This is a genomic window from Curtobacterium sp. Csp1 (genome assembly GCF_013347185.1).
The window spans coordinates 3,876,030-3,901,361 of the sequence record NZ_CP054594.1; the positions used below are offsets into that span (position 1 = coordinate 3,876,030).

The window sequence follows — 25,332 nt, forward strand, 5'->3', positions numbered from 1 at the left end:
GTCGCCGTGGAGCGTCGGGTGCGCGAGCACCGTACGTCGCGCACCCGACAGCGCGCTGGGGATCCGCGGACCCAGCGCCCTCATGCCCTCCCGACGTCGGTACCGACCGGCACCGAGCCGTCGTAGCCGCAGATCGCCGCGACCTTCTCGGCGCTCGCGCTCGTCGAGTCGAACTCGTACCCGAGCCACTCCTTCGCCAGTCGCCGTGCGAGCTCGAGCCCGATCACGCGCTGCCCCATGCAGAGCACCTGCGCGTCGTTCGACAGCACGGAGCGCTCGACGCTGAACGAGTCGTGAGCGGTGACGGCTCGGATGCCGGGGACCTTGTTCGCGCTGATCGCCACCCCGAGCCCGGTGCCGCAGACCAGGATCGCGCGGTCGGCCTGACCGTCCGCCACCATCCGCGCCGCGTCCACCGCCACGTGCGGGTACGCCGTGTGGCCGTCGGCGTCGACCCCGACGTCGACGACGCTCGCCACGCGGTCGTCCGCCTCGAGGTCACGCTTGATGACCTCCTTGTAGTCGAAGCCCGCGTCGTCGGAGCCCACCACCAACCGGTACGTCATGCGTCCACTCCTTCGCGTCGTGCGCGGACCGCGAGCACCTCGCCGATCCGCGTGAGGACCATCCCCATCGAGGTGGCGCCCGCGTCGGGCGTCCCCACGCTCTTCTCGGCCAGCGGCCGGGCACGCCCGACCCTCGGCCGCAGGTCCGCCGTGGCCGCCGCCTGCTCGACCGCGACCCCGGCCGCCGCCTGCCACGCCTCCGCCGTGTCGGCACCCTCGTCGACCCGGGACCGCAGCTCGTCGACGAACGGCATCAGGGCGTCGAGCAGGGTCTTGTCACCGCGGGACGCGCCACCGAGGTGGACGATCGAGTCCGCGAAGGCCTGGGCGGCCGCGACGACGTCGGCCGCGTCCACGTGCTCGGCGTCGTCGCCGAGCGCGCGGCCGAACGCCTCGAGTGCCGCACCCCACAGCACACCGGACGTGCCGCCGGCCGACGCGGCCCACGCCTCACCGGCACGGCCGAGGACGAAGGCGACCCCGGCCTCCCGGTCGGTCTGCTCGACGGCGCGACGGGCCGCACCGATGCCCTTGACCATGCCGCGACCGTGGTCGCCGTCACCGGCGACCGCGTCGATGCGGCCCAGCGTCTCCTCCTGCTCGCGGAGCAGGACGTCCATCGCCTCGACGGCGACGCGTGCGGTCTCGGCGGCCCGCCGGGAGGCACCGGTCGCCTCCGGCACGACCGTCGCCTCGGCAGCGGCCTCGGTGACGGCCGCGGCCGGCACGAGCGCGGCGACCGGGGCGGCGACCTTGCGGTACGCCGGCGTGTAGGCATCGGCGCGCCAGTACCGTTCGAGCTCGTCGTCGAGGAACTGCAGCGTCAGCGAGCAGCCGCCCATGTCGAGGCTCGTGACCAGTTCGCCGACCTCGGGCTCGACGACCTCGAGCCCCGCGTCCTCGAGGAGGGGCAGCACCCGGCCCCACAGCAGGAAGAGCTCCTCGTACTTCGTGTCGCCCAGGCCGTTGAGGATCGGCGCCACCCGCGGTCCGGCGCCCTCGGGTCGTTCGGCCAGCAGACGCTCGACGAGCAGCGCGGCGAGGTCCCGCGCCGGCAGCACCGGGACGTCCTGGATGCCGGGTTCGCCGTGGATGCCGAGCCCGAGCCCGAGGTGGCGGTCGGGGACCGAGAAGAGCGGCTCGGCGGCGTTCGCGGCGGTGCCGACGCGCTCGACCTCGTCCAGCTCCGCGCCGGCGGCCGCGGCGGCACCCATCGCCTTGAACACCGAGAAGTCGCCGGCGATGCCGCGACGCTTCGTGACCTCGTCCGCGCTCGCCACGTCGTCGGTCACGACGACGATCCGGGTGTCGATGCCCTCGGCGCGGAGCCGCTCGGCGGCGAGCCCGAAGTTCATGGTGTCACCGCGACCGAGTAGACCTGCGCCGCCGAGGGCGAGGTGAAGACGTTGCCGACGACGGCACCGGTGGCGAAGCCCGGACCGAGACCTGGCGCTCGGCGCCCTCCGTCGGGAGTGCGACGACGCCGCCGTGCACGCCGCGGACGCGGTCGGCGTACAGGGCGAGCCAGCCGGCGAGCTGGTCCTCGGCGAAGTCCTCGGGGTCGTCGTGGATGGTGGTCATGGGGGTCGTTCCTGTCGTGCGGTGGACCGGGGTCCGGTGGATGGGGTCAGGATCGGGTCGGACGACCGGGTGCGTCGGTCGGGTCGGAGGGGTCGCGCGTGCCGGTGAGGGGGTGTGCGCATCGGGGGGACCGGGCGGCGGTGGGACGGCCACCGCCGCCCGGGGTCGGGTCGGCGTGCCTCAGCGGGTGCCGCGGTGCGGGCGCCCCTGCGGCACGTCGAGGAAGTGGATCATCACGAACGCGCAGGCGTAGAGGCCGACGAACGTCCAGGTGACCGCCTGGCCGCCGCCGCCGAGCGCGAAGACCGCTGCGACGACGCCGGTGCCGAGGAACGCCGCGCCGCCGGCGGCCGTGGTGTACATCGCCATCGCGGCACCCTTGTGCTCCGGAGCGAGCGCCGGCATGATCGCGCCCATCGGGACGAAGCCCGCGAGCAGGCACCCGAACACGCAGCCGGCCACGACCGAGAGCACGTAGCCCCAGTCCGACCCGGCGGGCACCAGCTGCGGCACGTACCACCAGGCCACGAGCCCGGTCGCGGAGCCGACGATGCCGAACCACTTGACGGTGCGCTGCCAGCCGATGCGGTCGCCGACCCAGCCGAACAGGGCGTTCACCAGGATGTTCGTCGCGTAGACGCAGACGGTCATGAGCAGCCAGCGGCTCTGGCCCCAGCCGCGGTCGTTCGCGATCACGGCGGGCAGCACGACGAACATGCCGAACTCGGGTGCGGTGTTGATGAGGCGGACGAGGAAGCCCATCAGGATCTTCGGTCGCGTCGCGGTGAGGCGGATGCCGCTCGTCAGGACCCGCCAGGCGCTCTCCGCGGCCGGCGCGATCCGCGAGAAGCCGTTCGGCAGGCGGACGCCGAACAGCATGATGAGGAACCCGGCGACCACGAGGCCGATCGAGGCGATCATCGCGCCCGTCTCACCGGCCCCGATGGCGAACAGGGAGCCGAGCGTCGGCAGGCCACCGGTGAAGGCGACGTAGAACCACCCCACCGCTGCGCCGTTGAGGAAGGCGAACGCGAAGAGCGGGTAGCCGAAGCCGCGCAGGGCGTAGGCGACGGCGGCGAAGGGCACGCTCTCGACGTTCAGCGCCAGCAGGAACAGCACCTCGAAGACCACCCAGACGGCGAGAGGGCGCCGGAGACGTAGCTGCCGATGAGGGCGGCGAGGCTGTAGAACGTCACGATCGTGGCGACGGTGGCCTCGGGGCTACCGAGGACCGCGACCATGTGCGGCGTGATGAAGTTCGACTCGACGCCGTTGCCCGTCATGAAGACGAGCACGGCGACGAAGCCGAGGGCGAGCGGACGGGGGATGCCCATCCGGTCGAGTCACATCGCGGGACTCCTCGGCGCTCAGGCCCGCGCGGCGGACACGGTCGGGGCGGACGTGGTGGGCGCCGAGAGCGACGGGATGATCGACACCTTCACCGACGCGCCGGCGGAGTCGCCCACCAGGTCGAGGGCCTGCTGGAAGTCCTCGAGCGGGAACTGGTGCGTGCAGATCTCGTCCATCGGCAGCGTGCCCGACTCGAGCAGCTTGATCGCCGCCGGCCAGGTGTGCGGGCCGAGGTGGGCGCCCCGGACGTCGAGCTCCTTGTCGTCGGAGATGATCGACCAGTCGACCGAGACGGCGTCCTTGAAGACCGAGTACTCGACGAACGTGCCGAGCTTGCGGAGCAGGTTCAGGCCCTGGGGCACCGCGGAGGGGTGACCGGTCGCCTCGATGTAGACGTCGGCGCCGTAGCCGTCGGTGAGTTCCTTGACCCGGGCGACGGCGTCCTCCTGCGCGATGTTGATCGTCAGGTCGGCACCGACCTTGCGGGCGAGCGCGAGCTTGTCGTCGACGACGTCGAGCGCGATGATCCGCAGCGGGTTCTTCTGGCGGGCACCGGCGATGGCGGACAGGCCGATCGGGCCGGCGCCGGCGATCACCACGGTGTCGCCGAACCTGATCTCGCCGCGCTCGACGGCGTGGAAGGCGCAGGAGAGCGGCTCGGCGAAGGCGGCGACCTGGCCCGGCAGCGCGCGGTCGACCGGATGGGTCAGGGCCTTCGCCGGGACGAGCACGTACTCGGCCATCGCACCGTCGAAGCCCTTGAACCCGAACATGTCGTGGACGGCGCACATCCAGTAGGCACCCTCGAGGCAGTACCGGCACTCCCAGCACGGGACGATCTGCTCGCACGCGATCCGGTCGCCGAGCGTCACACCGCGCTTCGCGAGTGCGGCGTCGTCACCGGCGACGATCGTCCCGACGAACTCGTGGCCGGGGATCCGGTCGGCCTCCGCCCACGCCGGCCGGTTCTCGTCGCCCCAGAACTTCGCGGCGCCGTGGTAGCACTTCAGGTCGCTCGCGCAGATGCCGACGGCGTCGGTGCGGAGCAGCAGTTCGCCCGGGCCGGGCTGCGGCACCGGACGTTCCTCGAGTCGGTAGTCACCGGGCCCGTGCACCACGACGGCGCGCCGTCGACATGTGCTGGTCCTCCGTTGGTCAGCCGGGCGGGGCGCCCGTTCCGATGATTCGGCGACGACTGTACACGCGTCGGAACAGATGTCCAGAACACAATTTCTGCTATGGTTCCCACACCACACCGATCCATCGCAAGGGAGCGACCATGACCGACGCCGTCGACAGCGCCACCGGCACCGACACCGCCACCGCCACCGACTTCGCCGCGGCACTGCGACCCGGTCCCGGGACCGTCGACCTGACGAACGACCTGACCGGCCGGACCGCGGTCGTGACGGGCGGCGCGTCCGGCATCGGGAACGCCATCGCGCACGCCTTCGCCTCCCGCGGTGCCCGCGTCGCCATCGTCGACGTCCGTGCGGACCCCTCGGCGGCGGCCGCCGCCGAGCTGCCCGCCGTCACGGCCGGGGAGCACCTCGGCCTCGCGTGCGACGTCACCGACGACGGCTCCGTCGCGGCCGCGGTCCAGCAGGTCTCGACGCCGCCGAGGACCTCGACGCCGGGGCGTGGGCGCGCACCCTCGACGTCAACCTGACGGGCACCTTCCGGCTCGCGCAGGCAGTCGGGCGGCACATGCTCGCCGCCGGCACCGGGCGCATCGTGAACATCGCGTCGCAGGCGGCCCACGTCGGCCTCGACCGGCACGCCGCGTACTGCGCGTCGAAGGCCGGCGTCCTCGGTCTGACCCGGGTGCTCGCGCTCGAGTGGGGCGGGCGCGGGGTCACGGTCAACACGGTCTCGCCGACGGTCGTGCTCACCGACCTGGGTCGTGCGGCCTGGGCGAAGGCGGCGGGCATCCGGCACCAGGACGAGATCCCGACCGGCCGCTTCGCGACCCCCGCCGAGATCGCCGCCGCGGTGCTGTTCCTGGCGAGCGACGGTGCCGCGATGGTGAACGGCGCCGACCTCCGCGTGGACGGCGGGTTCACGATCCGGTGACCCTCGGTCGGACTACGATCCGAGTGTCCGACCGATCCGAAGGGTGCCGCAGCATGTCCTCCGAGAGCACCACCGGCGCCGAGGGGTCGCGGGCCCGTTTCCCGCTGGACACCGTCTACCAGGCGGCCCGGATGTACTACCTCGAGGACGCCACCCAGGTCGAGATCGCCTCGCGCCTCGGGGTCTCGCGCCCCACGGTCAGCCGACTGGTCGCCGAGGCGCGCCGCGCCGGCCTCGTCCGGATCGACGTCGTGGACCCCTTCCAGGACGAGACCGTCGCGCTCGCCGAACGGCTGCAGGTCGTGCTCGGGCTGCGCGCCGTGCACCTGGCGGCCGTGACGCACCAGGCGACGCTCGGCGCCGACCTGGCCGCCCCGATCGCGACCGCTGTCGAGGGGATGGGGCTCACCCCGGGCGACGCGGTCCTGGTGTCGTCCGGTCGGACGGTCTACGACGTCGCGCAGACCGGGATGCCGCAGCTCGCGGGCGTGCAGCTCGTCCCCACCGTCGGCAGCACTCCGGCGCGATCCCGGCGTTCCTGTTCGCGCAGGCCCTGCCGTCGGCCGCCATGCGGGCATCGCTCGACGAGGACCCCGCCTTCCAGCACGTCGTCGGCCTGTGGGGGCGGGCGAAGGGTGCGATCCTGGGCGTCGGCGCACCGACCCCCACACGCGATGCGCTGGCGCGGGGGATCCCGGTCGAGGACGCCGTGTTCGACCAGGCCGCCGGTGACGTCTGTCTCAACTTCTTCGCCGCCGACGGGTCGCCGATCGAGTTCCCCGGCAGCGAGCGCATGGTCCGGACGTCGCGCGAGGTGCTCGCGGGCGTCCCGCACGCGGTCGGCGTCGCCGTCGGGTCGGCGAAGGTGCCGAGCATCATCGGCGCCGTCCGTGCCGGCATGATCAACGAGCTGGTGACCGACGCCGTGACCGCGCGCGCCCTGCTCGACGCACTCGCCTGAGTCGCGAGGCGACCAGGGGCGGACGGGAGGCGCTGTGCGGGCCGGCACCGCGCCTCCCGTCCGTCACCCCGTGCGGTGGGCGGTCCGACGCACGTCCCACAGGTGGTGCACCGGGTCGTGCGCGTAGTAGGTCGCGAGGGTCGTGACCGTGAAGGCGCTGCCGTCCGAGCGCCGCCCCGTCCGTCCGACGGCGCCGTCGGGGACGGCGGCGAACGCGGCCGCCGCGTCACGGGCCGCATCGGTGAGCTCCCGGGCGACGACCGCCGGATCCTGCTCGCCGTAGCGGTCCTGGGCGGCGGTGGCGTCCTGGTCCCAGTTCGGGAAGGTCGGGTCGTCCTCGGCGAGCACGAGCCGGAGCCGTTCCGTCATCTTCCGGTGGACGTCGCGGACGTGCGCGCCGTACTCCAGTGGCGACCACCTGCGGTCGTCGGGGCGCTGCCGGACGTCCGGACGGGCCAGCTGCTCCGGCCACGCGGCAGCGTTCTCGGCGATGACCGACGGGACGTCGCGGAACGCCAGGGTCGCCCCGTCGAAGCCGCAGTCGGGGCACGCGGTCCCGATCACCCAGGTCCAGTTCTTCGTGTCCGGTTCGATCGCCACGGGGCAGACGTTACCGCGTCGTGACCTTCGGGCCGATCGGCACCGTCGTACGGATCGGGCGTGACCCCCGTCCGGGTGACACGCCGGTACCTGTGAATCCCCGGCCAGTGACATGTCGGTCGCTCGGTACCGTTGCTGGCTGTTCCGGGCCGGTACCGATCGGCCCGTCCCCACCACGAGGAGATCGCGTATGGGTTCCGACCCCAGCAGTACCACCACCCGACCGCCCCGACGTCTGCGGGTCAGCGACGTCACGGTGGTCGACAAGAGCATGATGCGCCGGGCCGTCAGCGGGATGGTCGTCGGCAACACGATGGAGTGGTACGACGTCGGGGTGTACGGCTACCTGGCGGTCACGATGGGCAAGGTGTTCCTGCCCACGGCCGAGCCGTCGGTGCAGATCCTGTTCAGCCTCGGGGTGTTCGCGGCGACCTACGTCGCGCGACCCCTGGGCGGCATCGTGTTCGGTCGGCTGGGGGACCGGCTGGGACGGCAGAAGGTGCTCGCCACGACGCTGATCCTGATGGCGTCGTCGACGTTCCTGATCGGAGTGCTGCCGGCATGGTCGACCATCGGCGCGGTCGCTCCGGTCGTGCTCGTCGTGCTGAAGCTCGCGCAGGGCTTCTCGACCGGTGGCGAGTACGCCGGCGCGACCACGTTCGTGACCGAGTACGCCCCCGACCGTCGGCGCGGCTTCTTCGCGAGCATCCTCGACTTCGGCAGCTACATGGGCTTCGCGCTCGGCGCCACCGTGGTGACCGTGCTGCAGGTGTCGCTCGGCGACGAGACGATGACCGCGTGGGGCTGGCGCCTCCCGTTCCTGCTCGCCGGCGTGATCGGCGTCGTCGCGATCTGGTTCCGCCTGCGCATCGAGGAGTCGCCGGTCTTCCAGGCGACCCAGGCGGCGCAGGAGGCCGCCGCCTCGGACCGCGAGGCCGCCGAGGGCGCGATCATGCTCGTCGGCGCCTCGAACACGGTCGGCTACGCGCTGACCTCGTACATGCCGACGTACCTGACCGACTCGCTGGGGTACTCGGCGATCGACGGGACGCTCCTCACCATCCCCGTGCTCGTGCTGCTCGCGGTGATGCTGCCGGTCGCCGGTCGCGTCTCCGACCGGATCGGTCGTCGCACGGTGATGTGGATCGGTGCCGGCACCACGGTCGTGCTCGCCGTCCCGGCCTTCCTGCTCATCGGGCACGGAGCGCAGTGGTCGACCCTCGCCGGACTCGGGCTGCTGGCGCTGATGACCGCGCTGTGGGTGTCGAACCAGGCGGCCTCGTTGCCGGCGCTCTTCCCGACGTCGACCCGGTACGGGGGCATGGGCTTCGCCTACAACATCGCCATCGCGGTGTTCGGTGGAACGACGCCGCTCATCGTGCAGGCGCTCCTGACCGCGACGGGGGACCAGCTCGCGCCGGCGTACTTCCTCGTGGCGATGAGCATCGTCGGGGCGATCGGTGTGTTCTGCATGCGCGAGTCCTCGCAGCGGCCGCTCCCGGGGTCGATGCCCGCGGTGGAGTCCGAGGCCGAGGCGCGCGAGCTCGTGCTCACGCAGGACACGAACCCGAACCTCGACCTGGGCGACCTGCCCTTCGCGGCGCACGACGGGATCGCGGAGACCGCCCGGCGCTGAGGGCGTGCAGCGCCGGTCGTCCCGGGGCGCCGGTCGTCCGGAGCACGGCGCGCGGTCTGCGACGACGCACGCGTCGATCGACGCGTGCGACGTCGCACACCGGTCAGTCGTGCCGGTGTCCGTGTGAGGGGTCGAGCGCCGGCCACACCGGGAACGGGTCCGGCCACCGACGCCAGACGTCCGGCCCGGCGAGCAGCTCCTCCGACGTGAGGAGTGCGCCGTCCAGCGCGCGTTCGACAACGTGCACGTCGAGGCGCTCGCCGACGAACCAGATCGCCTGACCGACCGGCGCGTCCTCGTCCCACGACGGGTTCGCGGTCGGGTCCAGCGCGAGCATCGCACCGAAGCTCGACCACGAGCCGACGTGGTCCGGCCGTGAGGCCAGTCGGAAGAACCCCTTCGAGCGCAGGACCCGCCCGTTCGCGCCCGCGGCGAGGTCGTTCGCGATGACGTCGGCGAGTCGCCCGGGGTGGAACGGCAGCGGCTCGCGGTACCGCATCGTCACCAGGTCGTCCTGCGGCCCTCGCCCGGTGTCGGTCCGGCCGGCGTCGCTCGACAGTGCGCGCATCCAGCCGGCGCCGGAGGCCAGCAGGCGGGCGGCGCCGCCGTTCGACGCCGGCAGGTCGAGCGGCCCCCTGACGGCGGGTGCCGCGACGATCGCCGCCTGCGGAGCCATGCGGTGGAGCAACGCCACGAGCGCCCGACGACGACGGCCGGAGAGTGGCTCGAGTCGGTCGAGCGCGACCACGGTCGCGTACTCGACGAGGGCCACCACGCGCTCAGCGGCCGCGAAGGCGTCGTCCACGTCCGACCAGAGCAGGTGGGCGACGTCGTCCGCCCGGAGCACGGCGACCACGTGGCGCAGGACCCGGTCGTCGCCGGTCTCCGAACGGGCGGCGTTCGCGAGGAGCATCCCGACCGCGCGGACGTCCACCTCCGGCGCGAGCGTGACGACGAGGTCGTGGTCGGCGTCCGGTCCGCACACGCGGTCGAGCTGGTCGCGTCGCGCGGCGATGCCCCTGGCCGCCGCGAGGGCATCGCCCTGGACGTGCATCCGGTGGCCGCTGCCGATCCGGCGCGCGACGCGGACTGCGTCGGCATCGTGCAGGGCGGTGACGAGGGTGGTTGCTGCAGGGCGCATGTCGGGTAGCCTACATGACAACCGTTCTCAACAAGGAGTCGGTGCAGGAAGGAGACCCGTGAAGGTCCGCAACTCGCTCAAGGCGCTCAAGAAGATCCCCGGCTCGCAGATCGTGCGACGCCGCGGCCGCGTGTACGTCATCAACAAGCGGGACCCGCGGTGGAAGGCCCGCCAGGGATAGGTCACCGGCCGTCCGTAGGGTGGGGCGCATGCGACTCCTGCTCATCCGGCACGGCCAGACCCCTGCGGCTGCCGGACGCCCTCGCCGACCGCGGGATCGAGCGGCTCTTCGTCTCGACCCTGGTCCGCACCCAGCAGACGGCTGCGCCCCTCGCCGCCGCGCTCGGGACCGAACCCGTCGTGCTCCCCGGGCTGCGCGAGATCGAGGCCGGCGACACCCAGGGCAAGCGCGACCGGGTCTCGGTGCAGCTGTACATCTCGACCGTGCACGGCTGGTCGGCGGGGGACCGGGCCAGCCGGATGCCGGGCGGCGAGAGCGGCGAGGAGTTCTTCGCCCGCTACGAGGGCGCGATCCGGCAGGTCGAGGCCACCGGCGTCGCGGTCGCCGCGGTCGTCAGCCACGGCGCGGCGATCCGGACGTGGGCGAGCGCCCGTCGAGCTCGAGGGCTCGACCGCCGACGGGTGGCGCCTCGTCGACTGGGAGGGTGAGCCGGTCGGTGGCGACGAGCTCGTCGACCGCACGGCGCAGGACCCGACCGGCGAGCGGTTCTAGCTCGGCGAGACGCATTCGTCGCTGCGAGACGCCGCCGGATCCGGCGGCGTCTCGCGGGCGAGGCGGCGTCTCGGCGCCGGGCGCGGCGTCGCGCTGCAGCAGACGTGACCGAGGTGGTCGCGACCGACTACGCGGGCTGCGCCGCCGAGGTGTGCAGCGGCACGATCACGCCGTGCGACTCGCGCAGGACGTCGAGCGTGCGCTGGACCTCGTCCGCGCGCTCCTCGGTCGTCCAGTCGAGCACCCCGGCGAGGACGTCGGCCAGCTCGTCGAGCAGGTCGATCGTGACGCCGCCGACGAACGCCAGGTTCGTGCGGCGGAGCACCACGTCGACCAGGTGGACCGCCTGCTCGTGCTCGGCGAAGTACGCGACCTCGGCGCGGGTGAGCGACGGGTCGGACTCGAGCGGCTCGACCGGGCCGTCGGTCAGGACGTCCACGACCTCGGCCGCACGGGTGCCGTAGCGCTCGAGCAGGCCGTCGACGAGCTGCTCGTCGAGACCGTCCCGGTGCGACTTGATCCACAGCGCGCGCTGGGCGTCGGTCGTCGGGAAGTCCTTGCCGCCGCCGATCGGCATGCCCGTCGTGTCGACCTTCCGGTCCACACCGAGCTTCGTCGTGACGTCCGAGGACAGGTGCGCGGCGAGGGCGCGGAACGTGGTCCACTTGCCGCCGACGAGCGAGAGCACGGTCGTGCCGGGCAGGCCGGCGATCGGGGTGTCGACGATCCGGTAGTCGCGGGACACGAAGCCGGGTGCGGTGTCCTCGTGGCGGGGGAGCGGGCGGATGCCGGAGTAGCGGTACACGATGTGGTCGCGGTCGAGCGCGATCTGCGGGAAGACGTGCTTGACGAGCCCGAAGAAGTAGTCCGTGCCGATGAGCACCCGGCCCTTCAGCGGGTAGATGAGGACGATGCGGCCGTCGTTGTTCTCGAAGAACAGCTCGCGGCCCTTCGTCGCCTCGAGGAGCTCGGGGTTGTCGACGACGATGTGCGAGCCCTTCGTGCCGCCCATGAACTTCGTCTCGCCGCCGAACGCCTGGTTCGTCAGGTCGGTCCAGGGGCCGGAGGCGTTCACGACGACCTCGGCCGAGAAGACGAACTCCTCGCCGGTCTCGCGGTCGCGGAGCACGACACCGCCGTCGCGGGTGCCGGCTGCCTCGACGTAGTTGACGGAGCGGGCGGTCGCGGCGCTGCCGGAGCCCTTCGCCGCGGCGAGGCCGTCCTTGAGCACGTCGAGCGCCAGGCGCTCCGGCTCGTGCACGGACGCGTCGTAGTAGGTGCCCGTGTACTTCAGGTCCTTGTTGAGCGCGGGCATGTCGGCCAGCGCGGCCTTCTTCGTGAGGAAGCGGTGCTTCGGCACCGAGCCGCCGTCGCGCGAGAAGGAGTCGTAGATCGTCATGCCGATCTTGATGAGCGCGGCGCCGCGCTCCTTGGTCGAGCGCTGCTTGTGCGTGAGCATGCGCAGCGGGGCGTTCATGATGCCGGAGAACGTCGAGAAGATCGGCATCGTCGTCTGCAGCGGCTTCACGTAGTGCGGCGCGATGCGGATCAGGCCGTTGCGCTCCTGCACGCTCTCGCGCACCAGGCGGAACTCGCCGTTCTCCAGGTAGCGGATGCCGCCGTGGATCATGTGGCTGGACGCGGCCGAGGCGCCGCCGGCGTAGTCGCCGCGCTCGACGAGCACGACGTCGACGCCCTGCAGGGCGAGGTCGCGGAAGGTGGCGATGCCGTTGATGCCGCCACCGACGATGAGGACCTGGGCGTTGGGGCGCTCGGTGAGCGCGGTCACCGTGTTCCGGGGCTGCGTCTTCTTCGACATGGTGCGTCGCTTCCTTGGGTCGGTTCCGTGGGGTCGACTCCGATCGTGCGCCTCGGTGGGAGGTCGGGCAACCTACGTGCACGAACGTGCAGCACACCTGTCGCTGCGGCCCGGCACGGGGCCGGGGAGCGGACGGGAGGCGCGACAGGGGTTGCAGAGGCCGTGCACGTCCGTGCATGCTCGGTTCCCATGAGCGATGCTGCGCAGCCGATGCGGACCCAGCAGGCGCTGCGCGCCGCACACCTGTACTACCTGCAGGACCTGACGATGGACGCCATCGCGGACGAGCTCGGCACCTCGCGGTCGTCGGTCTCGCGGTTGCTGAAGTACGCCAGGGACACCGGGCTCGTGGACATCCAGATCCGCTCGCCGCTCGACCAGGCGGCAGCGCTCAGCCGGAACATCCGGGCGCGGTTCGGCGTGCACGCCCACGTCGTGCCGGTGCCGGACCACACGAGCGACGTCGACCGGCTCGAGCGTGTCGCCCTGTCCGCCGCGCGCATCCTGACGCAGTACGTCGAGTCGAACATGGTGGTCGGCATCTCGTGGGGCTCGACCGTGAGTGCGGTGAGCCGGTACCTCGTGCCGAAGACGACCCACGGCTCGACCGTCGTGCAGATCAACGGTGCGGCGAACACCCGGACGACCGGCATCGTCTACGCGTCCGAGATCCTGCGGCGGTTCGGCGAGGCGTACGGCGCGTTCGTGCAGCAGTTCCCCGTCCCGGCGTTCTTCGACGATCCGGCGACGAAGGAGATGCTCTTCCGCGAGCGCTCCATCCGCCGCGTGCTCGACCTGCACGAGCGGATGGACCTCGTCGTGTTCGGTGTCGGCGCGCCGCAGGCCCCGGTGCCCTCGCACGTGTACTCCGGCGGGTACCTCGACCCGGCCGACCGCGACGAGCTCGCGCAGGCCGAGGTCGTCGGCGACGTCTCGACGGTCTTCTACCGGGCGGACGGGTCGTGGAAGGACATCGGCGTGAACGCGCGCGCCGGCGGACCCGACCTCGACACGATCAAGCGGGCGCCCCGCCGGGTGTGCGTCGTCGCGGGCCGGGGGAAGGCGGCGTCGCTCAAGGGCGCCCTCGCCGCGGGACTCGTGACCGACCTGATCCTGGACGAGAGCGTCGGGCAGGCGATCCTGCAGCCCTAGGTCAGTTCCTGACCGACTCGATGTCGGTGGTCCGCCCTAGGCTCCGGTGCATGGTGTTCACTCGTGCGACCCAGCCGCCGACGGCGCCCGTTCCGGGTGTCCCGACGTCGCCGGACGCCACCGATGCCAGCCGCCAGGACGACGGTCGGCGCCGTGGCGCCCGCTACTTCCGCCGCCTCGCCGGGACCGACATCGACGAAGCCCTCGCCTTCTTCACGGGCGACTACGACTTCCGGGCGCCTCGCGTCCGCCGGACGCACACGCAGCAGCACTGGGACTTCGCGGGCGTCGGTGACGCGCGGATGTCGCTCCGGTCCTCGCGGCTGCTGGTCGACCTGCAGACCGAGAGCCTGGTCGACGACGAGTTCCTCGTCGCGTGGATGCGCTCGGGCACGAGCACGATCACGTTCCAGGGACGCGAGCACGCGCTCGAGCCCGGCGTCCCCGTCGTGCTGCCCTTCGCCGAGGCGTACGCGCTGCACCACCGGGACATCGGGCTGAACCTCGTGCACCTCGACCGCGACTTCGTGCGGTCGGTGGTCGGCGAGGACGACTTCGCGTTCGAGCCGATGCGTCGTCCGACGGCCGAGGGACTGCGCGCCTGGCAGTCCGTCGTCCGCGCGCACTCCGGCACCTGGCTCGACGTCGAGCACGACCTGACGCCGATCGTGCAGCGGTCGATCGCCGAGTCGTTCGTCGCCGCCGCCGTGCAGGCGTTCCCGCGACGGGATCGCTGGCGCTCGTCCGTCACCGGCTCGGGGCCCGAGCACGACCGGCTGCGACGCGCGCTCGAGTACGTGCACGCCCACGCCCGCGAACCCATCGGGACGACCGAGATCGCCGAGGCCGCCGGGCTCAGCCCCCGTGGCCTGCAGCAGTCGCTCCGGCGCCACCTGGACCAGACGCCGGGCGACCTGCTCCGGAGCGTCCGGCTCGACGGTGCCCGGGTGGACCTGCTCCGCGCGGACCGGGACGCCACGAACGTGGCGGAGATCGCCCGCGCGTGGGGCTTCGGGCACCTCGGACGGTTCTCGGCGACCTACCGGGCCCGGTTCGGCGAGCTCCCGAGCGAGTCGCTCCGCACCCGCTGATCCCGGGCACGTGCTCGGTCGACGGCGTGCGGCTCGGTAGCGTGGCGCGCATGGACACCGTCGTCACCGCCCTCCGCTCCGCCCTCGCGGACCCGGACGGCGCCGTCGTCCGCACCGACCCGGCAGTGCTCGACGCCGCACGGACCGACAAGTCCGGCTGGAGCGCACCCGGCGGGCCGGTCGCCGTGGTCGAGGCCCGGTCGGTCGCCGACGTCCAGGCCGTGCTCCGGACCTGCTCCGCGGCGCGGGTGCCGGTCGTGCCGCGGGGCGCCGGCACCGGGCTGGCCGGCGGGGCGAACGGCACCGAGGGCTCCGTCGTGCTCAGCGTCGCCCGGATGGACCGCATCCTCGAGGTCTCGGTCGCCGACGAGTACGCCGTCGTCGAGCCGGGCGTCCTGAACGGCGCCCTCGACGCCGCGGTCGCCGAGCACGGGCTGCGCTTCGCCCCGGACCCGGCCAGCGCGGCGATCTCGACCGTCGGCGGCAACATCGCGACGAACGCCGGCGGCCTGCGCTGCGTCAAGTACGGCGTGACGCGCGAGGCTGTGCTCGGACTCGACGTGGTCCTGGCGGACGGCCGGCTCGTCTCCACCGGACGCCGCACGGTGAAGGGCGTCACCGGCCTCGACCTGACGGCGCTGTTCGTCGGCTCGGAGGGCACCCTCGGGGTGGTCGTCGGAGCGACCGTCCGGCTCGTGCCGCTGCCGGCCGGAGCGCCCGCGACGCTCGGGGCGGTGTTCCCGACCGTCGCCGACGCGGCCCGCGGTGCCGCGGCCGTCGTCACCGGCGCGAGCCGGCCGTCGACGGTGGAGCTGCTCGACGCGGCCGCCCTCGCGGGCATCGCCGCACACCTCGGACCGCAGGTGCTGACCGAGACGCTCGGGAGCAGCTCGGCGGACGGGGCGTTCCTGCTCGTCGAGTTCGACGGGCCGGACGCAGCGCAGGCCGCGCTGGGAGCCGCACCGCGCCTCCAGGCCGAGGGCGGCACCGTGCACCACGCGACGTCCGCCGTGGAACGCGAGCGCCTGCTGACCGTCCGACGGTCCTTCCACCCGGCCATGGAGGCGGGCGGCCGGGTGCTGATCGAGGACGTCGCGGTGCCGCGGAGCCGGCTCGCGGAGATGTTCGAGCGGGTCGAGGCGATCGGGCGCCGGCACGGCGTGGCGATCCCGACGGTGGCGCACGCGGGAGACGGCAACCTGCACCCGAACTTCGTCTTCGCGGGGGACGAGGTGCCCGCGCACGTCTGGGCCGCGGCCGACGAGTTGTTCCGCGCCGCGATCGACCTCGGGGGCACGCTGACGGGCGAGCACGGTGTCGGGGTGCTCAAGCGGCGGTGGCTCGGTGACGAGCTCGGTGACGACGTCCTCGATCTGCAGCGGGGCGTGAAGGCGGTGTTCGATCCGCTCGGGATCCTCAATCCGGGCAAGGCGATCTGACCGGTTCGTCGAATCTCGTCGTACCGAACGACCGCTCATCGCGCAGATGTTCGGCGGAAACGAGTTTGAAACGAACCAGAGCGCATCGTGGTCGTACCTGCACCGCCCACGAAGGAGTCCGTGATGCTGATCGGCGTCCCCACAGAGGTCAAGAACAACGAGTACCGCGTCGCGGCGACGCCGGCGGGGGTCGGTGAGCTGACGCTGCACGGCCACGAGGTCCTCGTGCAGTCCGGCGCCGGCACCGGGTCGTCCTTCGGCGACGACGAGTACCGCGACGCCGGGGCCACGGTCGTCCACACCGCGGCCGAGGTCTGGGCCCGGGCCGAGCTCGTGCTCAAGGTGAAGGAGCCCGTGGCGTCGGAGTACGCATCGATCCGCCCTGGACAGGTGCTCTTCACGTACCTGCACCTGGCCGCCGACCGCCCCCTCACCTCGGCGCTCGTCGAGTCCGGCGCGACCGCGATCGCCTACGAGACCGTGCAGCTGCCGGACCGGTCGCTGCCGCTGCTCTCGCCGATGTCCGAGATCGCCGGACGACTGTCGGTGCAGGTCGGCGCGGCGCAGCTCATGCGCACCGCGGGCGGCCGCGGCCTGCTGCTCGGCGGAGTCCCCGGGACGCCGAAGGGCCGGGTCGTCGTGATCGGCGGTGGCGTCGCGGGAGAGCACGCGGCGACGATGGCGCTCGGCCTGGGCGCCGAGGTCACCGTGTTCGACATCAGCCTGCCGCGGCTCCGTGCGCTCGACGCCCGGTTCGACGGCCGCATCACGACGCTGCGGTCCTCGTCGCACGCGATCGCCGAGGCGCTGCGGGACGCGGACCTGGTGATCGGGTCGGTGCTCATCCCCGGGGCCTCGGCGCCGAAGCTCGTGACCGACGCGATGGTCGCCGGCATGCGCGAGGGTTCGGTGCTCGTCGACATCGCCATCGACCAGGGCGGGTGCTTCGAGGGTTCGCGGCCGACCACCCACGACGACCCGACCTTCCGGGTGCACGACGCCGTGTACTACTGCGTGGCGAACATGCCCGGGGCGGTGCCGCGCACGAGCACGATCTCGCTGACGAACGCGACGCTGCCGTACGCCCTCGCCGTCGCCGACCAGGGCTGGGAGCGGGCGACCGAGGCGGACCCGGCGCTCGCGAAGGGGCTGAACGTGCACGCGGGCCGCGTCGTGAACGAGGCGGTGGCCGCCGCGCACGGGCTGGCGGCCGCGCGGTAGCGCGCCGCGCCGCGCTGCGCGCGCGGCGCGGTCGCGCCGCGCGCGGTGGCCGGTGCCGGTTCACGCGCTCAGCGACAGTTCACGGGCTCACGAGCCCGTGAACTGTCGCTGAGCGCGAAAGGTGTCCGGCGGGGCGCGGCCTACGCCGCCCCGGCGCGGCCTACGCCACCCGCGCGGCGCCCGCGCCGCGGCGCGCCCCGACCCACCCGACGCGGGTGCGCACCACGAGGGTGACGAGCACGACCGCCGCGATCGACACCACCGCGGCCACGGCCGTCGGCACGGACACGAGCGGCCCGTCGAGCCGCCCGACCGCGACCCAGGCCAGGCCCCACGCGAGCGACACCGTCGGGGCCAGTCGTCCGCCGCCCCACACCGCCAGGAGCACCCCGACGAGCCCGGCGACGAGCGCCACGACCACGCCCCAGACGTCCTGGCCGAGACCGAAGCCCTCGAACCCGGCCGCCGCGAGCACCGCCGCGGTGTTGGCCGCCGTCGCGACGCAGACCCACCCGAGGTACAGCCCGAACGTCCCGTCGGTCAGCACCTGCTCGACGACGCCCGACGCCGCGGTCCGCCGCAGCACCGCGAACGTCCACACGAGCACCACGAGCAGCGCGACGATGACCGGCTCGCTCAGCCACAGCGCCCCGAACTGCACGGACAGGATCCACGCGGCGTTCAGCAGCAGGGACAGCGTCGCGGGCAGCGCGAGCCGTGCGTGCCGCGCGTCGTCGGCGGTCCGGAAGCACTGCCGCACCGCGTACGCGAGCAGCCCGACGTAGATGACGCTCCAGATCGAGAACGCCGGTCCGTCCGGCGCGATGGCGGTCGAGGACGCCGACAGCGCCCCGCCGGCCGCGTCCTGGATCGGGGTGCCCACCACCGCTCCGGACCCGACGAACGCGCCGACCACCGCGACGACCGCGCTCACCGCGACCACGATCCTCCAGGCCTTGCCCATGACCACTCCCTTCGTCAGCATGCTGATGACCTGCACGGTAGGCGCGTGGTCGCCCCCCGCGCGCAGCGCGCGTCCAGCGGGCGGGGGACGGGCCACGGCCGGGAGGCACGCCCCGCGTCCGGCACGTCGGCCGTGCGTGGTGCGTACGGTTGCCTCGTGACCGTCGAGCTCAACACCGTCTACGTCGACCGGATCGCCCCGATCGTGTGCCCCTCGCTCGAGACGACCTTCCGGATGATCGGCGACCAGGGTGCGAGCGCGTGCATCGTGCTGCACCGCCCGGACGCCGAGGAGCTCGGGGACGTCGCGGTGGCCCTGGGGCTGCACGAGCTCGCGGTGGAGGACGCCGCCGAGGGGCACCAGCGCCCGAAGCTCGAGCGGTACGGATCGACGCTCTTCGCCGTGCTGAAGCCCGCCGTGTACCACGACGGCCGAGAGGAAGTGGAGTTCGGCGAGGTGCACGCCTTCGTGGGGGAGTCGTTCTTCCTCGCGGTCGTGCCGGCCGACCCCCGCGGTCCCCAGGCCGTCCCGCGCGCGCTGCAGCGGATGAGCGGCAAGCCCGGTCTGGTCACGGTGGGGCCGCAGGCGCAGCTCTGGGCGCTGATGGACTCGATCGTGGACGGGTACGCGCCCGTGATCGACGGCCTCGAGGAGGACATCAACCAGATCGAGGACCAGCTGTTCTCCGGCGTCCCCGGGGTCTCGAAGCGCATCTACGAACTGCATGATCGAGAACCTGCACCGCGGCGCCGACAAGTACCACCTGCCGGTCGAGATGCAGCGGCGCTTCCGGGACGTGCTCGACCACGCGATCCGGACCGTCGAGCGCCTGGACACGTTCCGCTCCCTGCTGCAGAACGCCCTGACGGTCGACTCGACCCTGGCGGCGCAGAAGCAGAACGACGACACGAAGCGCATCTCCGGCTGGGCGGCGATCCTGTTCGCCCCGACGCTCATCGCCGCGATCTACGGCATGAACTTCACGCACATGCCCGAGCTGTCGTGGACGTGGGGCTACCCGCTGTCGCTCGTCGCGATGGTGCTGTTCGCGGCCGTCCTGTACGTCGTGTTCAAGGTGAAGCGCTGGTTCTGACCCGAGCGCGCGCGTCGAGTTGCGGGAGCGCTCCCAGGCGGGGAGGCTCGTCCTGCCGACGACGCCGACCGGAGCAACGATGCCGACCCAGACCGCAGCGACCACGACCACCAGCTCCCCGACGCCGGGGATCGTCCACCTGACCGCAGGGGGCGTGTCCCTCGTGCTCGACTGCCGCGATGCCGCGCTGCCGGCGATCGTGCACTGGGGGGCCGGGCTCGGCGCCCTCGACGAGGACGCCCTCGTCGCCCTGGCCGCCGCCTCGGTGCCGCCGGTGGCGCAGAACGAGCCCGACGTGCCGGTCCGGCTCGCGGTCCTGCCCGAACCTCACCGCGGGTGGAGCGGACGCCCCGGGCTCGCCGGACACCGTGACGGCCGGGACTGGTCGCCCGCGTTCACCGTGACCGCCCTGGACGTCCGGCTGCACGGGGACGACGGACGCGACGACGCGGGCACGGGCACGAGCGCGGGCACGCACACGGGCACGGGCGGCACCGTCACGGCCGACGCCGAGGACCGCACCGCCGGGCTCGCCGTCCGCGTCACCGTCGAGCTGCTCGCGTCCGGACTCGTCCGCGCCCGGGCCGCCGTCACGAACACCGCCGCGGGGACCTACACCGTCGACGACCTGACCGTCGCCTTCCCCGTCCCGTCCCGCGCCCGCGAGGTCCTCGACCTCGCCGGCCGTTGGGGCAAGGAGCGCACCCCGCAGCGCCGGGAGCTCGTCGTCGGCACGCACGAGCGCGACAGTCGCAAGGGGCGCACCGGTCCGGACGCCGCGACCGTGCTGAGCGTCGGCGTCCCCGGGTTCGGGTTCGCGTCCGGTGAGGTCTGGGGTGTGCACACGGCCTGGAGCGGCAACCACCGGCACTACGCCGAGCGCCTGTCGACCGGACGCCAGGTGGCCGGTGGCTCGGAGCTCCTGCTGCCGGGCGAGGTCCGTCTCGGCACCGGGGAGACGTACGAGGGGCCGTGGGTCTACGCCGCGTACGGAGACGGCCTCGACGACCAGGCGCGCCGCTTCCACCGCTGGCTCCGCAGCCGACCGCAGCACCCGACGTCGCCGCGCCCGGTCACGATCAACGTGTGGGAGGCGGTCTACTTCGACCACGACCTCGCCAAGCTGACCGAGCTCGCCGAGCGGGCCGCGCGCCTTGGCGTCGAGCGGTACGTGCTCGACGACGGCTGGTTCCGTCACCGCCGCGACGACCACGCCGGACTCGGCGACTGGTACGTCGACGAGGGCGTCTGGCCGGACGGCCTCGGCCCGATCGTCGACCGCGTCCGTGCCCTCGGCATGCAGTTCGGCCTGTGGTTCGAGCCCGAGATGGTGAACGAGGACAGCGACCTCGCCCGGGCGCACCCGGAGTGGATCATGCAGGCGGACCAGCAGGTCCTCAACCTCGCGATCCCCGAGGCCTTCGCACACGTCCTCGACCGGATGACCGCGATCATCGGCGAGTACGGCACGGCATCGACTACGTCAAGTGGGACCACAACCGTGACCGCCGTGCACGAGCAGACCCTGGCCGCCTACCGGCTCATGGCGACGCTCAAGGAGCGCTTCCCCGCGCTCGAGATCGAGGCCTGCGCCTCCGGCGGGGCACGCGTCGACCTCGGCGTCCTCGAGCACACCGACCGCGTCTGGGTGTCCGACGACATCGACCCGCTCGAGCGCCAGCAGATGCACCGGTGGACGCAGCAGCTGCTGCCGCCGGAGCTCCTCGGCGCGCACGTCGCGAGCGGCACGAGCCACAGCACCGGACGGCACCACGACGTGTCGTTCCGCGCGGGCACGGCCCTGATCGGGCACTTCGGGATCGAGTGGGACCTCACCCAGGCCACCCCGACGGAGGAGTCGACGCTCGCCGACTGGATCGCGCTCCACCAGGAGTGGCGCGGCCTGCTGCACGGCGGGGACCTCGTCCGGAACGACGAGGTCGACCCCACGCGCCTCGTGCACGGGGTCGTCGCGCCGGACCGTCGGGACGCACTGTTCTTCCTCGTCAGCACGGGCCGCTCCGAGGTGTCGGGCACCGGACCGATGCGCTTCCGCGACCTCGACCCCGGCGTCACCTACCGCGTCGACCCGGTGTTCCGCGGCCCCGACCACCTGCTGAACCCGCCGTCGTGGTGGGCGGGGGAGCGCCGGTTCCCCGGCCGCGTCCTCGGCACCGTCGGCCTCGAGGTCCCGCTGCTCCCCGCGGACTGCGTGGTCCCGTTCCGCGTGACGGCCGTCTGACCCGGGACGCGCCGGCCCGACACGGGACGGCCTGGAGGATCGTGGCGGGCCCCGCCACGCGCCTCCAGGCCGGCAGTGGACCGCTCCGGCGGCCGCTAGGCTTCCGGACATGCCGCAGACCGGGAACGCGACACGAACGTCCACGCCGGTCGCCGGGAGTGCACGCTGGGCCGTCAAGCTCGCGGTGATCACCGCGCTCGTCGGCGTCGCCGGCGGCGTCGCGGGCATCAGCGTGTGGCTCGCGCTCCAGCTCATCCAGTTCGTCGCCTTCGGGTACCCCTTCGGCGGGCACCTCGAGGCGGCCGACGCGCCCTCCGGCTGGAACCGGTTCGCCGCGCTCGCCGCGGCCGGTGTGCTGACCGGCGTCGCGTGGTGGGCGCTCCGACGGTGGGCGAAGCCCGTCGTGTCGGTGCCGGCGGCCGTCGGCGGCAAGCGGATGCCCGCCCTGTCGACCGTCGCGAACGCCGGCGTGCAGATCCTCGCGGTCGGGCTCGGCGCGTCCATCGGGAAGGAGGTCGCGCCCCGCGAGATCGGGGCGTGGCTCGCGCAGCTCGTCACCGCGAAGGCCGGCCTGACCGCGCGCGAGACGAAGATCCTCGTCGCCTGCGGCGCGGCCGCCGGTCTCGCCGCGGTCTACGACGTGCCGCTCGGCGGGGCGCTGTTCGCGGTCGAGGTCCTGCTCGGGGAGCTCACGTTCGCGACGGCGCTGCCGGCGTTCGCGACGAGTGCCATCGCCGCGGTCACCGCACGGCTCGTGATCCCGGACGAGGTGCTCTACCACGTGCCGTCGATGCACCTCACGCCGTCGCTCCTGGTGTGGGCGGTCGTGGTGGGTCCGCTCCTCGGGTTCGCCGGCGTCGGGTTCGTGAAGCTGACGAACCGGCTGCAGGCCACCGCGCCGAAGGGCTGGCACCTGCTCGTCGTGCTGCCGGTCGTGTTCGCGATGGTCGGCCTGATCGCGGTGCCGTTCCCCGAGATCCTCGGCAACGGCCGGGCGCTCGGGCTCGTGGCGATGAACGCGACCTCGTCGTCCCCGGACTTCGTGGGACTGTCGCCCATCCTGTTCCTGCTGCTCCTCGGGGTCCTGCGCACCATCACCACCTCGGCGACGATCGGCGCCGGCGCGGTCGGCGGCACCCTGACGCCCTCGATCGCGATCGGCTCGGCGGTGGGCGGCGCGCTCGGCGGGGCGTGGATCCTGCTCTGGCCCGCCGACGGCCCGAGCCTGGCGGCCTTCGCCTTCGTCGGTGCGGCGGCCTTCCTCGCCACGACGATGCGGGCGCCGTTCACCGCGCTCGTGCTCGTCGTCGAGTTCACCCAGCAGGGCACGGACATCCTCGTGCCGTCGCTCCTCGCGATCACCGGCTCCGTCGCCGTCGGGTACCTGCTCGCACGCCGCCGCAGCGCCCAGATGGCCTGAACCCGCACGACCCGACCGGGGCTGCGGACGCCTGTTCCGTCCGGCCCGGACACCGACCGCTGCCCGGATTAGCATCGGCGGCACCGCGGGGCGAGGGGTCCCGCACGACCACGAGGAGACCGCCATGGCCGGGTTCGACGACATCACGAAGAAGGCACAGCAGTTCCTGCAGGACGGCAAGGTGCAGGACGCACTGAAGAGCGAGAAGGCCGAGGACGTCAGCGACAAGATCCTCGACGGCGTCGCGGACGCGGTGAAGAAGGCAACGGGCGGCAAGTACGACGACAAGATCGACGGCGCGCGGGACCAGGCCGACAAGCACATCGGCAACCAGTAGGACCGGCACTTCCGCTCGTAGCGATTGGACGCGGGGGCGGAGACGGACCACGATTGTGGGGTGACCGTCCCCGCCCCGAACCAGCCGCTGACCGACGCCGAGGTCGCCGCGATCAAGCGGGACTTCCCGATCCTCCAGCAACAGGTCAACGGCCACCCGCTCGCCTACCTGGACTCCGGGGCGACGGCCGAGCGACCCGTGCAGGTCCTCGACGCCGAGCGCCGGTTCCTCGAGACCGACAACGCGGCGGTGCACCGCGGCGCGCACACGCTCGCGGCGCTCGCGACCGATGCGTACGAGGACGCCCGTGCGACCGTCGCGCGCTTCGTCGGCGCGGCGTCGCCGTCGGAGGTCGTCTGGACGGCGAACGCCACCGACGCGCTCAACCTCGTCGCCTACGGCATCGCCAACGCGAGCCGCGGTCGCGGGGGAGCCGCCGCAGACCGCTTCCGCATCGGCCCGGGCGACGAGGTCCTCGTGACCGAGGCCGAGCACCACGCGAACCTCGTGCCGTGGCAGGAGCTCGCAGCCCTGACCGGCGCCACGCTCCGCTGGGTCCCGGTCGCCGACGACGGCACCTGGACCGCGGCGGACATGGTCGCGCTGATCGGTCCGCGCACCCGGGTCGTCGCGTTCGCCCACGTCTCGAACGTCACGGGCATGATCGCGCCGGTGGCAGAGGTCGTGGCCGCCGCGCACGAGCACGGCGCCCTCGTCGTCCTGGACGCCTGCCAGTCCGCGCCGCACCGGCCCCTCGACCTCGGGGCGCTCGACGTCGACTTCGCGGCGTTCTCCGGGCACAAGATGCTCGGACCGAACGGCATCGGCGTGCTCTGGGGCCGCCAGGAGCTCCTCGACGCCCTGCCGCCGTTCCGCACCGGCGGTTCGATGATCACCACCGTCACGATGGAGTCGTCGGACTTCATGCCCGCGCCCGAGCGGTTCGAGGCGGGGACGCAGCCGGTGTCCCAGGCCGTCGCGCTCGCCGGACCGGGTGCGCGACCACGGGCCTCGCCGCGGTCCCGGGCATCCGCGTCGTCGGACCGCCCATTGGGGTCCCGCGCTCCGGGCTCGTGGCGTTCGACGTCGACGGGGTGCACGCCCACGACGTCTCCCAGTACCTCGACGCGCAGGGGATCGCGGTCCGCTCCGGCCACCACTGCGCCCAGCCGCTGCACCGCCGGCTCGGCCTGACCGCCACGAGCCGCGCCAGCACGTACGTGTACACGACCGACGAGGACGTCGACCGGTTCCTCGCGGCCGTCGCGGAGGTCCGCGACTACTTCGGAGCATCCTCGTGAACGGCCTCGACTCGCTCTACCAGCAGGTCATCCTCGACCACGCCAAGGCCCGGCACGGCGACCTCGTGCTCGACGACGCCGATGCGTCGCACTTCGAGCGGAACCCGACCTGCGGCGACGAGATCACCGTCAGCGTCCGCCTCGAGCCCGGCACGGATCGTATCGCGGCGATCGGGTGGCAGGGCGACGGGTGCTCGATCTCGATGGCGTCCGCCTCCGTCCTCGCCGACATGGCCCCCGGGCGGACCGTCCCCGAGCTGCTCGAGCTCACCGAGGCGTTCCGGACGATGATGCGCTCGCGCGGGGCGGGGGAGCCCGACGAGGACGTGCTCGAGGACCTCGTGGCGTTCCACGGCGTCTCGAAGTTCGTGATGCGTGTGAAGTGCGGCATGCTCGCGTGGGTCGCCGCCGAGGCCGCCGTGCGCGAGGCGTCCGCCGCCTGAGCGTCGGGCCCGCAGCCGCCGGCAGCGTCACGCAACGTCACCGTCCGTGACGGACGGCGCTGTGCGACGTAGCTTCGCGACGTGACCTCGACGAACGACACCGAGCCCCGTGACACCGCGCCCCGGCAGATCCGCTTCAACGCGTGACGTTGAGTCTTTTTTTTTTATT

Annotated in this window: 24 protein-coding genes and 3 pseudogenes; 17 read left to right on the forward strand and 10 right to left on the reverse strand. The window is 72.9% G+C overall.

Translation table 11 applies throughout. The features are described 5' to 3' along the window. Positions 1-80 precede the first annotated feature (80 nt). The 6 genes from HUN58_RS18645 to HUN58_RS18660 form a co-directional block, all read right to left on the reverse strand. Positions 81-566 (reverse strand): ribose-5-phosphate isomerase, encoded by a 486-nt coding sequence (locus HUN58_RS18645; RefSeq protein WP_058743379.1) that lies wholly within the window; start codon positions 564-566, stop codon positions 81-83. Next, on the reverse strand, positions 563-1,921 hold the full coding sequence (locus HUN58_RS18650) for a dihydroxyacetone kinase subunit DhaK (RefSeq protein ID WP_368075766.1): 1,359 nt from the start codon (positions 1,919-1,921) through the stop codon (positions 563-565). The genes HUN58_RS18645 and HUN58_RS18650 overlap by 4 nt, the downstream gene beginning before the upstream one ends. Positions 1,922-1,925: 4 nt before the next feature. Further along, positions 1,926-2,147 (reverse strand): hypothetical protein, encoded by a 222-nt coding sequence (locus HUN58_RS21135; RefSeq protein ID WP_368075767.1) that lies wholly within the window; start codon positions 2,145-2,147, stop codon positions 1,926-1,928. A gap of 180 nt (positions 2,148-2,327) precedes the next feature. Next, positions 2,328-3,278 carry an MFS transporter gene (locus tag HUN58_RS18655; protein WP_254631550.1) on the reverse strand — a complete coding sequence of 317 codons (951 nt, stop codon included), beginning with the start codon at positions 3,276-3,278 and terminating at the stop codon, positions 2,328-2,330. Beyond that, a complete protein-coding gene (locus HUN58_RS20700; protein WP_254631551.1) occupies positions 3,245-3,481 on the reverse strand; it encodes a hypothetical protein in 237 nt (78 codons plus the stop codon). The genes HUN58_RS18655 and HUN58_RS20700 overlap by 34 nt, the downstream gene beginning before the upstream one ends. A 33-nt stretch (positions 3,482-3,514) precedes the next feature. Next, complete coding sequence (locus HUN58_RS18660; protein ID WP_302694675.1) at positions 3,515-4,573, reverse strand: zinc-binding dehydrogenase; 1,059 nt, start codon at positions 4,571-4,573, stop codon at positions 3,515-3,517. A 203-nt stretch (positions 4,574-4,776) separates the two neighbouring features. Between HUN58_RS18660 and HUN58_RS20975 the strand changes: the two genes are divergently transcribed. The 4 genes and pseudogenes from HUN58_RS20975 to HUN58_RS21145 all read left to right on the forward strand — a co-directional run bounded on the left by HUN58_RS20975 (position 4,777) and on the right by HUN58_RS21145 (position 6,531). Next, positions 4,777-5,166 carry an SDR family NAD(P)-dependent oxidoreductase gene (locus HUN58_RS20975; RefSeq protein WP_302694676.1) on the forward strand — a complete coding sequence of 130 codons (390 nt, stop codon included), beginning with the start codon at positions 4,777-4,779 and terminating at the stop codon, positions 5,164-5,166. After that, positions 5,058-5,570: an SDR family oxidoreductase gene (locus tag HUN58_RS20980; protein WP_302694677.1), complete on the forward strand. Its 513-nt coding sequence runs from the start codon at positions 5,058-5,060 to the stop codon at positions 5,568-5,570. Before HUN58_RS20975 ends, HUN58_RS20980 begins: the two co-directional genes overlap by 109 nt. 131 nt (positions 5,571-5,701) lie before the next feature. Beyond that, positions 5,702-5,800 (forward strand): annotated as a pseudogene (locus HUN58_RS21140) (sigma factor-like helix-turn-helix DNA-binding protein); the annotation flags it as partial. A 323-nt stretch (positions 5,801-6,123) separates the two neighbouring features. Beyond that, on the forward strand, positions 6,124-6,531 hold the full coding sequence (locus HUN58_RS21145) for a sugar-binding domain-containing protein (protein ID WP_368075808.1): 408 nt from the start codon (positions 6,124-6,126) through the stop codon (positions 6,529-6,531). A 63-nt stretch (positions 6,532-6,594) separates the two neighbouring features. Here HUN58_RS21145 and HUN58_RS18675 read toward each other — a convergent pair whose 3' ends face one another. Continuing rightward, positions 6,595-7,131 carry a DinB family protein gene (locus tag HUN58_RS18675; RefSeq protein ID WP_180224860.1) on the reverse strand — a complete coding sequence of 179 codons (537 nt, stop codon included), beginning with the start codon at positions 7,129-7,131 and terminating at the stop codon, positions 6,595-6,597. Between the two features lie 190 nt (positions 7,132-7,321). Between HUN58_RS18675 and HUN58_RS18680 the strand changes: the two genes are divergently transcribed. Continuing rightward, on the forward strand, positions 7,322-8,767 hold the full coding sequence (locus tag HUN58_RS18680; RefSeq protein WP_208745662.1) for an MFS transporter: 1,446 nt from the start codon (positions 7,322-7,324) through the stop codon (positions 8,765-8,767). Between the two features lie 103 nt (positions 8,768-8,870). Here HUN58_RS18680 and HUN58_RS18685 read toward each other — a convergent pair whose 3' ends face one another. After that, positions 8,871-9,908 carry a GTP-binding protein gene (locus tag HUN58_RS18685; RefSeq protein ID WP_180224861.1) on the reverse strand — a complete coding sequence of 346 codons (1,038 nt, stop codon included), beginning with the start codon at positions 9,906-9,908 and terminating at the stop codon, positions 8,871-8,873. Between the two features lie 58 nt (positions 9,909-9,966). On the opposite strand from HUN58_RS18685, the gene ykgO reads away from it, so the two are divergent. Together ykgO and HUN58_RS18695 are read left to right on the forward strand one after the other, a co-directional pair. Then, positions 9,967-10,089, forward strand: a complete 123-nt coding sequence (gene ykgO, locus HUN58_RS18690) for a type B 50S ribosomal protein L36 (protein WP_058743312.1) — start codon at positions 9,967-9,969, stop codon at positions 10,087-10,089. Next, on the forward strand, positions 10,068-10,577 hold the full coding sequence (locus HUN58_RS18695; protein WP_368075768.1) for a histidine phosphatase family protein: 510 nt from the start codon (positions 10,068-10,070) through the stop codon (positions 10,575-10,577). The genes ykgO and HUN58_RS18695 overlap by 22 nt, the downstream gene beginning before the upstream one ends. 191 nt (positions 10,578-10,768) lie before the next feature. Here the strand turns inward: HUN58_RS18695 and HUN58_RS18700 are convergent, their stop codons facing one another. After that, entirely contained in the window at positions 10,769-12,460 is a 1,692-nt protein-coding gene (locus HUN58_RS18700; protein ID WP_208745663.1) for a glycerol-3-phosphate dehydrogenase/oxidase, read from the reverse strand. 189 nt (positions 12,461-12,649) lie between these two features. On the opposite strand from HUN58_RS18700, the gene HUN58_RS18705 reads away from it, so the two are divergent. From HUN58_RS18705 to ald, 4 genes are all read left to right on the forward strand, one after another. Continuing rightward, the gene (locus tag HUN58_RS18705) at positions 12,650-13,612 is read left to right on the forward strand and encodes a sugar-binding transcriptional regulator (protein ID WP_058743281.1); all 963 of its coding nucleotides are present in this window, start codon (positions 12,650-12,652) and stop codon (positions 13,610-13,612) included. 50 nt (positions 13,613-13,662) lie between these two features. Beyond that, complete coding sequence (locus HUN58_RS18710; RefSeq protein ID WP_180224864.1) at positions 13,663-14,703, forward strand: AraC family transcriptional regulator; 1,041 nt, start codon at positions 13,663-13,665, stop codon at positions 14,701-14,703. Between the two features lie 50 nt (positions 14,704-14,753). Further along, positions 14,754-16,142, forward strand: a complete 1,389-nt coding sequence (locus HUN58_RS18715) for an FAD-binding oxidoreductase (protein ID WP_180224865.1) — start codon at positions 14,754-14,756, stop codon at positions 16,140-16,142. 123 nt (positions 16,143-16,265) lie between these two features. Further along, positions 16,266-17,363 (forward strand): alanine dehydrogenase, encoded by a 1,098-nt coding sequence (gene ald / locus HUN58_RS18720; RefSeq protein ID WP_114849797.1) that lies wholly within the window; start codon positions 16,266-16,268, stop codon positions 17,361-17,363. Positions 17,364-17,523: 160 nt separating this feature from the next. Here the strand turns inward: ald and HUN58_RS18725 are convergent, their stop codons facing one another. Then, the gene (locus tag HUN58_RS18725) at positions 17,524-18,348 is read right to left on the reverse strand and encodes a tryptophan-rich sensory protein (RefSeq protein WP_254631487.1); all 825 of its coding nucleotides are present in this window, start codon (positions 18,346-18,348) and stop codon (positions 17,524-17,526) included. Positions 18,349-18,483: 135 nt separating this feature from the next. Here HUN58_RS18725 and HUN58_RS18730 point away from each other — a divergent pair. From HUN58_RS18730 to sufU, 6 genes and pseudogenes are all read left to right on the forward strand, one after another. Then, a pseudogene (locus tag HUN58_RS18730) lies at positions 18,484-19,420 on the forward strand (magnesium and cobalt transport protein CorA). Positions 19,421-19,499: 79 nt separating this feature from the next. Then, positions 19,500-21,662: an alpha-galactosidase gene (locus HUN58_RS18735; protein WP_254631552.1), complete on the forward strand. Its 2,163-nt coding sequence runs from the start codon at positions 19,500-19,502 to the stop codon at positions 21,660-21,662. A gap of 109 nt (positions 21,663-21,771) precedes the next feature. Then, a complete protein-coding gene (locus HUN58_RS18740) occupies positions 21,772-23,082 on the forward strand; it encodes a chloride channel protein (protein WP_058742678.1) in 1,311 nt (436 codons plus the stop codon). 124 nt (positions 23,083-23,206) lie between these two features. Then, entirely contained in the window at positions 23,207-23,419 is a 213-nt protein-coding gene (locus tag HUN58_RS18745) for an antitoxin (RefSeq protein WP_058742677.1), read from the forward strand. A gap of 198 nt (positions 23,420-23,617) precedes the next feature. Beyond that, positions 23,618-24,720, forward strand: a pseudogene (locus HUN58_RS18750) (aminotransferase class V-fold PLP-dependent enzyme). Beyond that, a complete protein-coding gene (gene sufU, locus HUN58_RS18755; protein ID WP_058742676.1) occupies positions 24,717-25,163 on the forward strand; it encodes a Fe-S cluster assembly sulfur transfer protein SufU in 447 nt (148 codons plus the stop codon). Before HUN58_RS18750 ends, sufU begins: the two are co-directional and overlap by 4 nt. Positions 25,164-25,332: the final 169 nt, after the last annotated feature.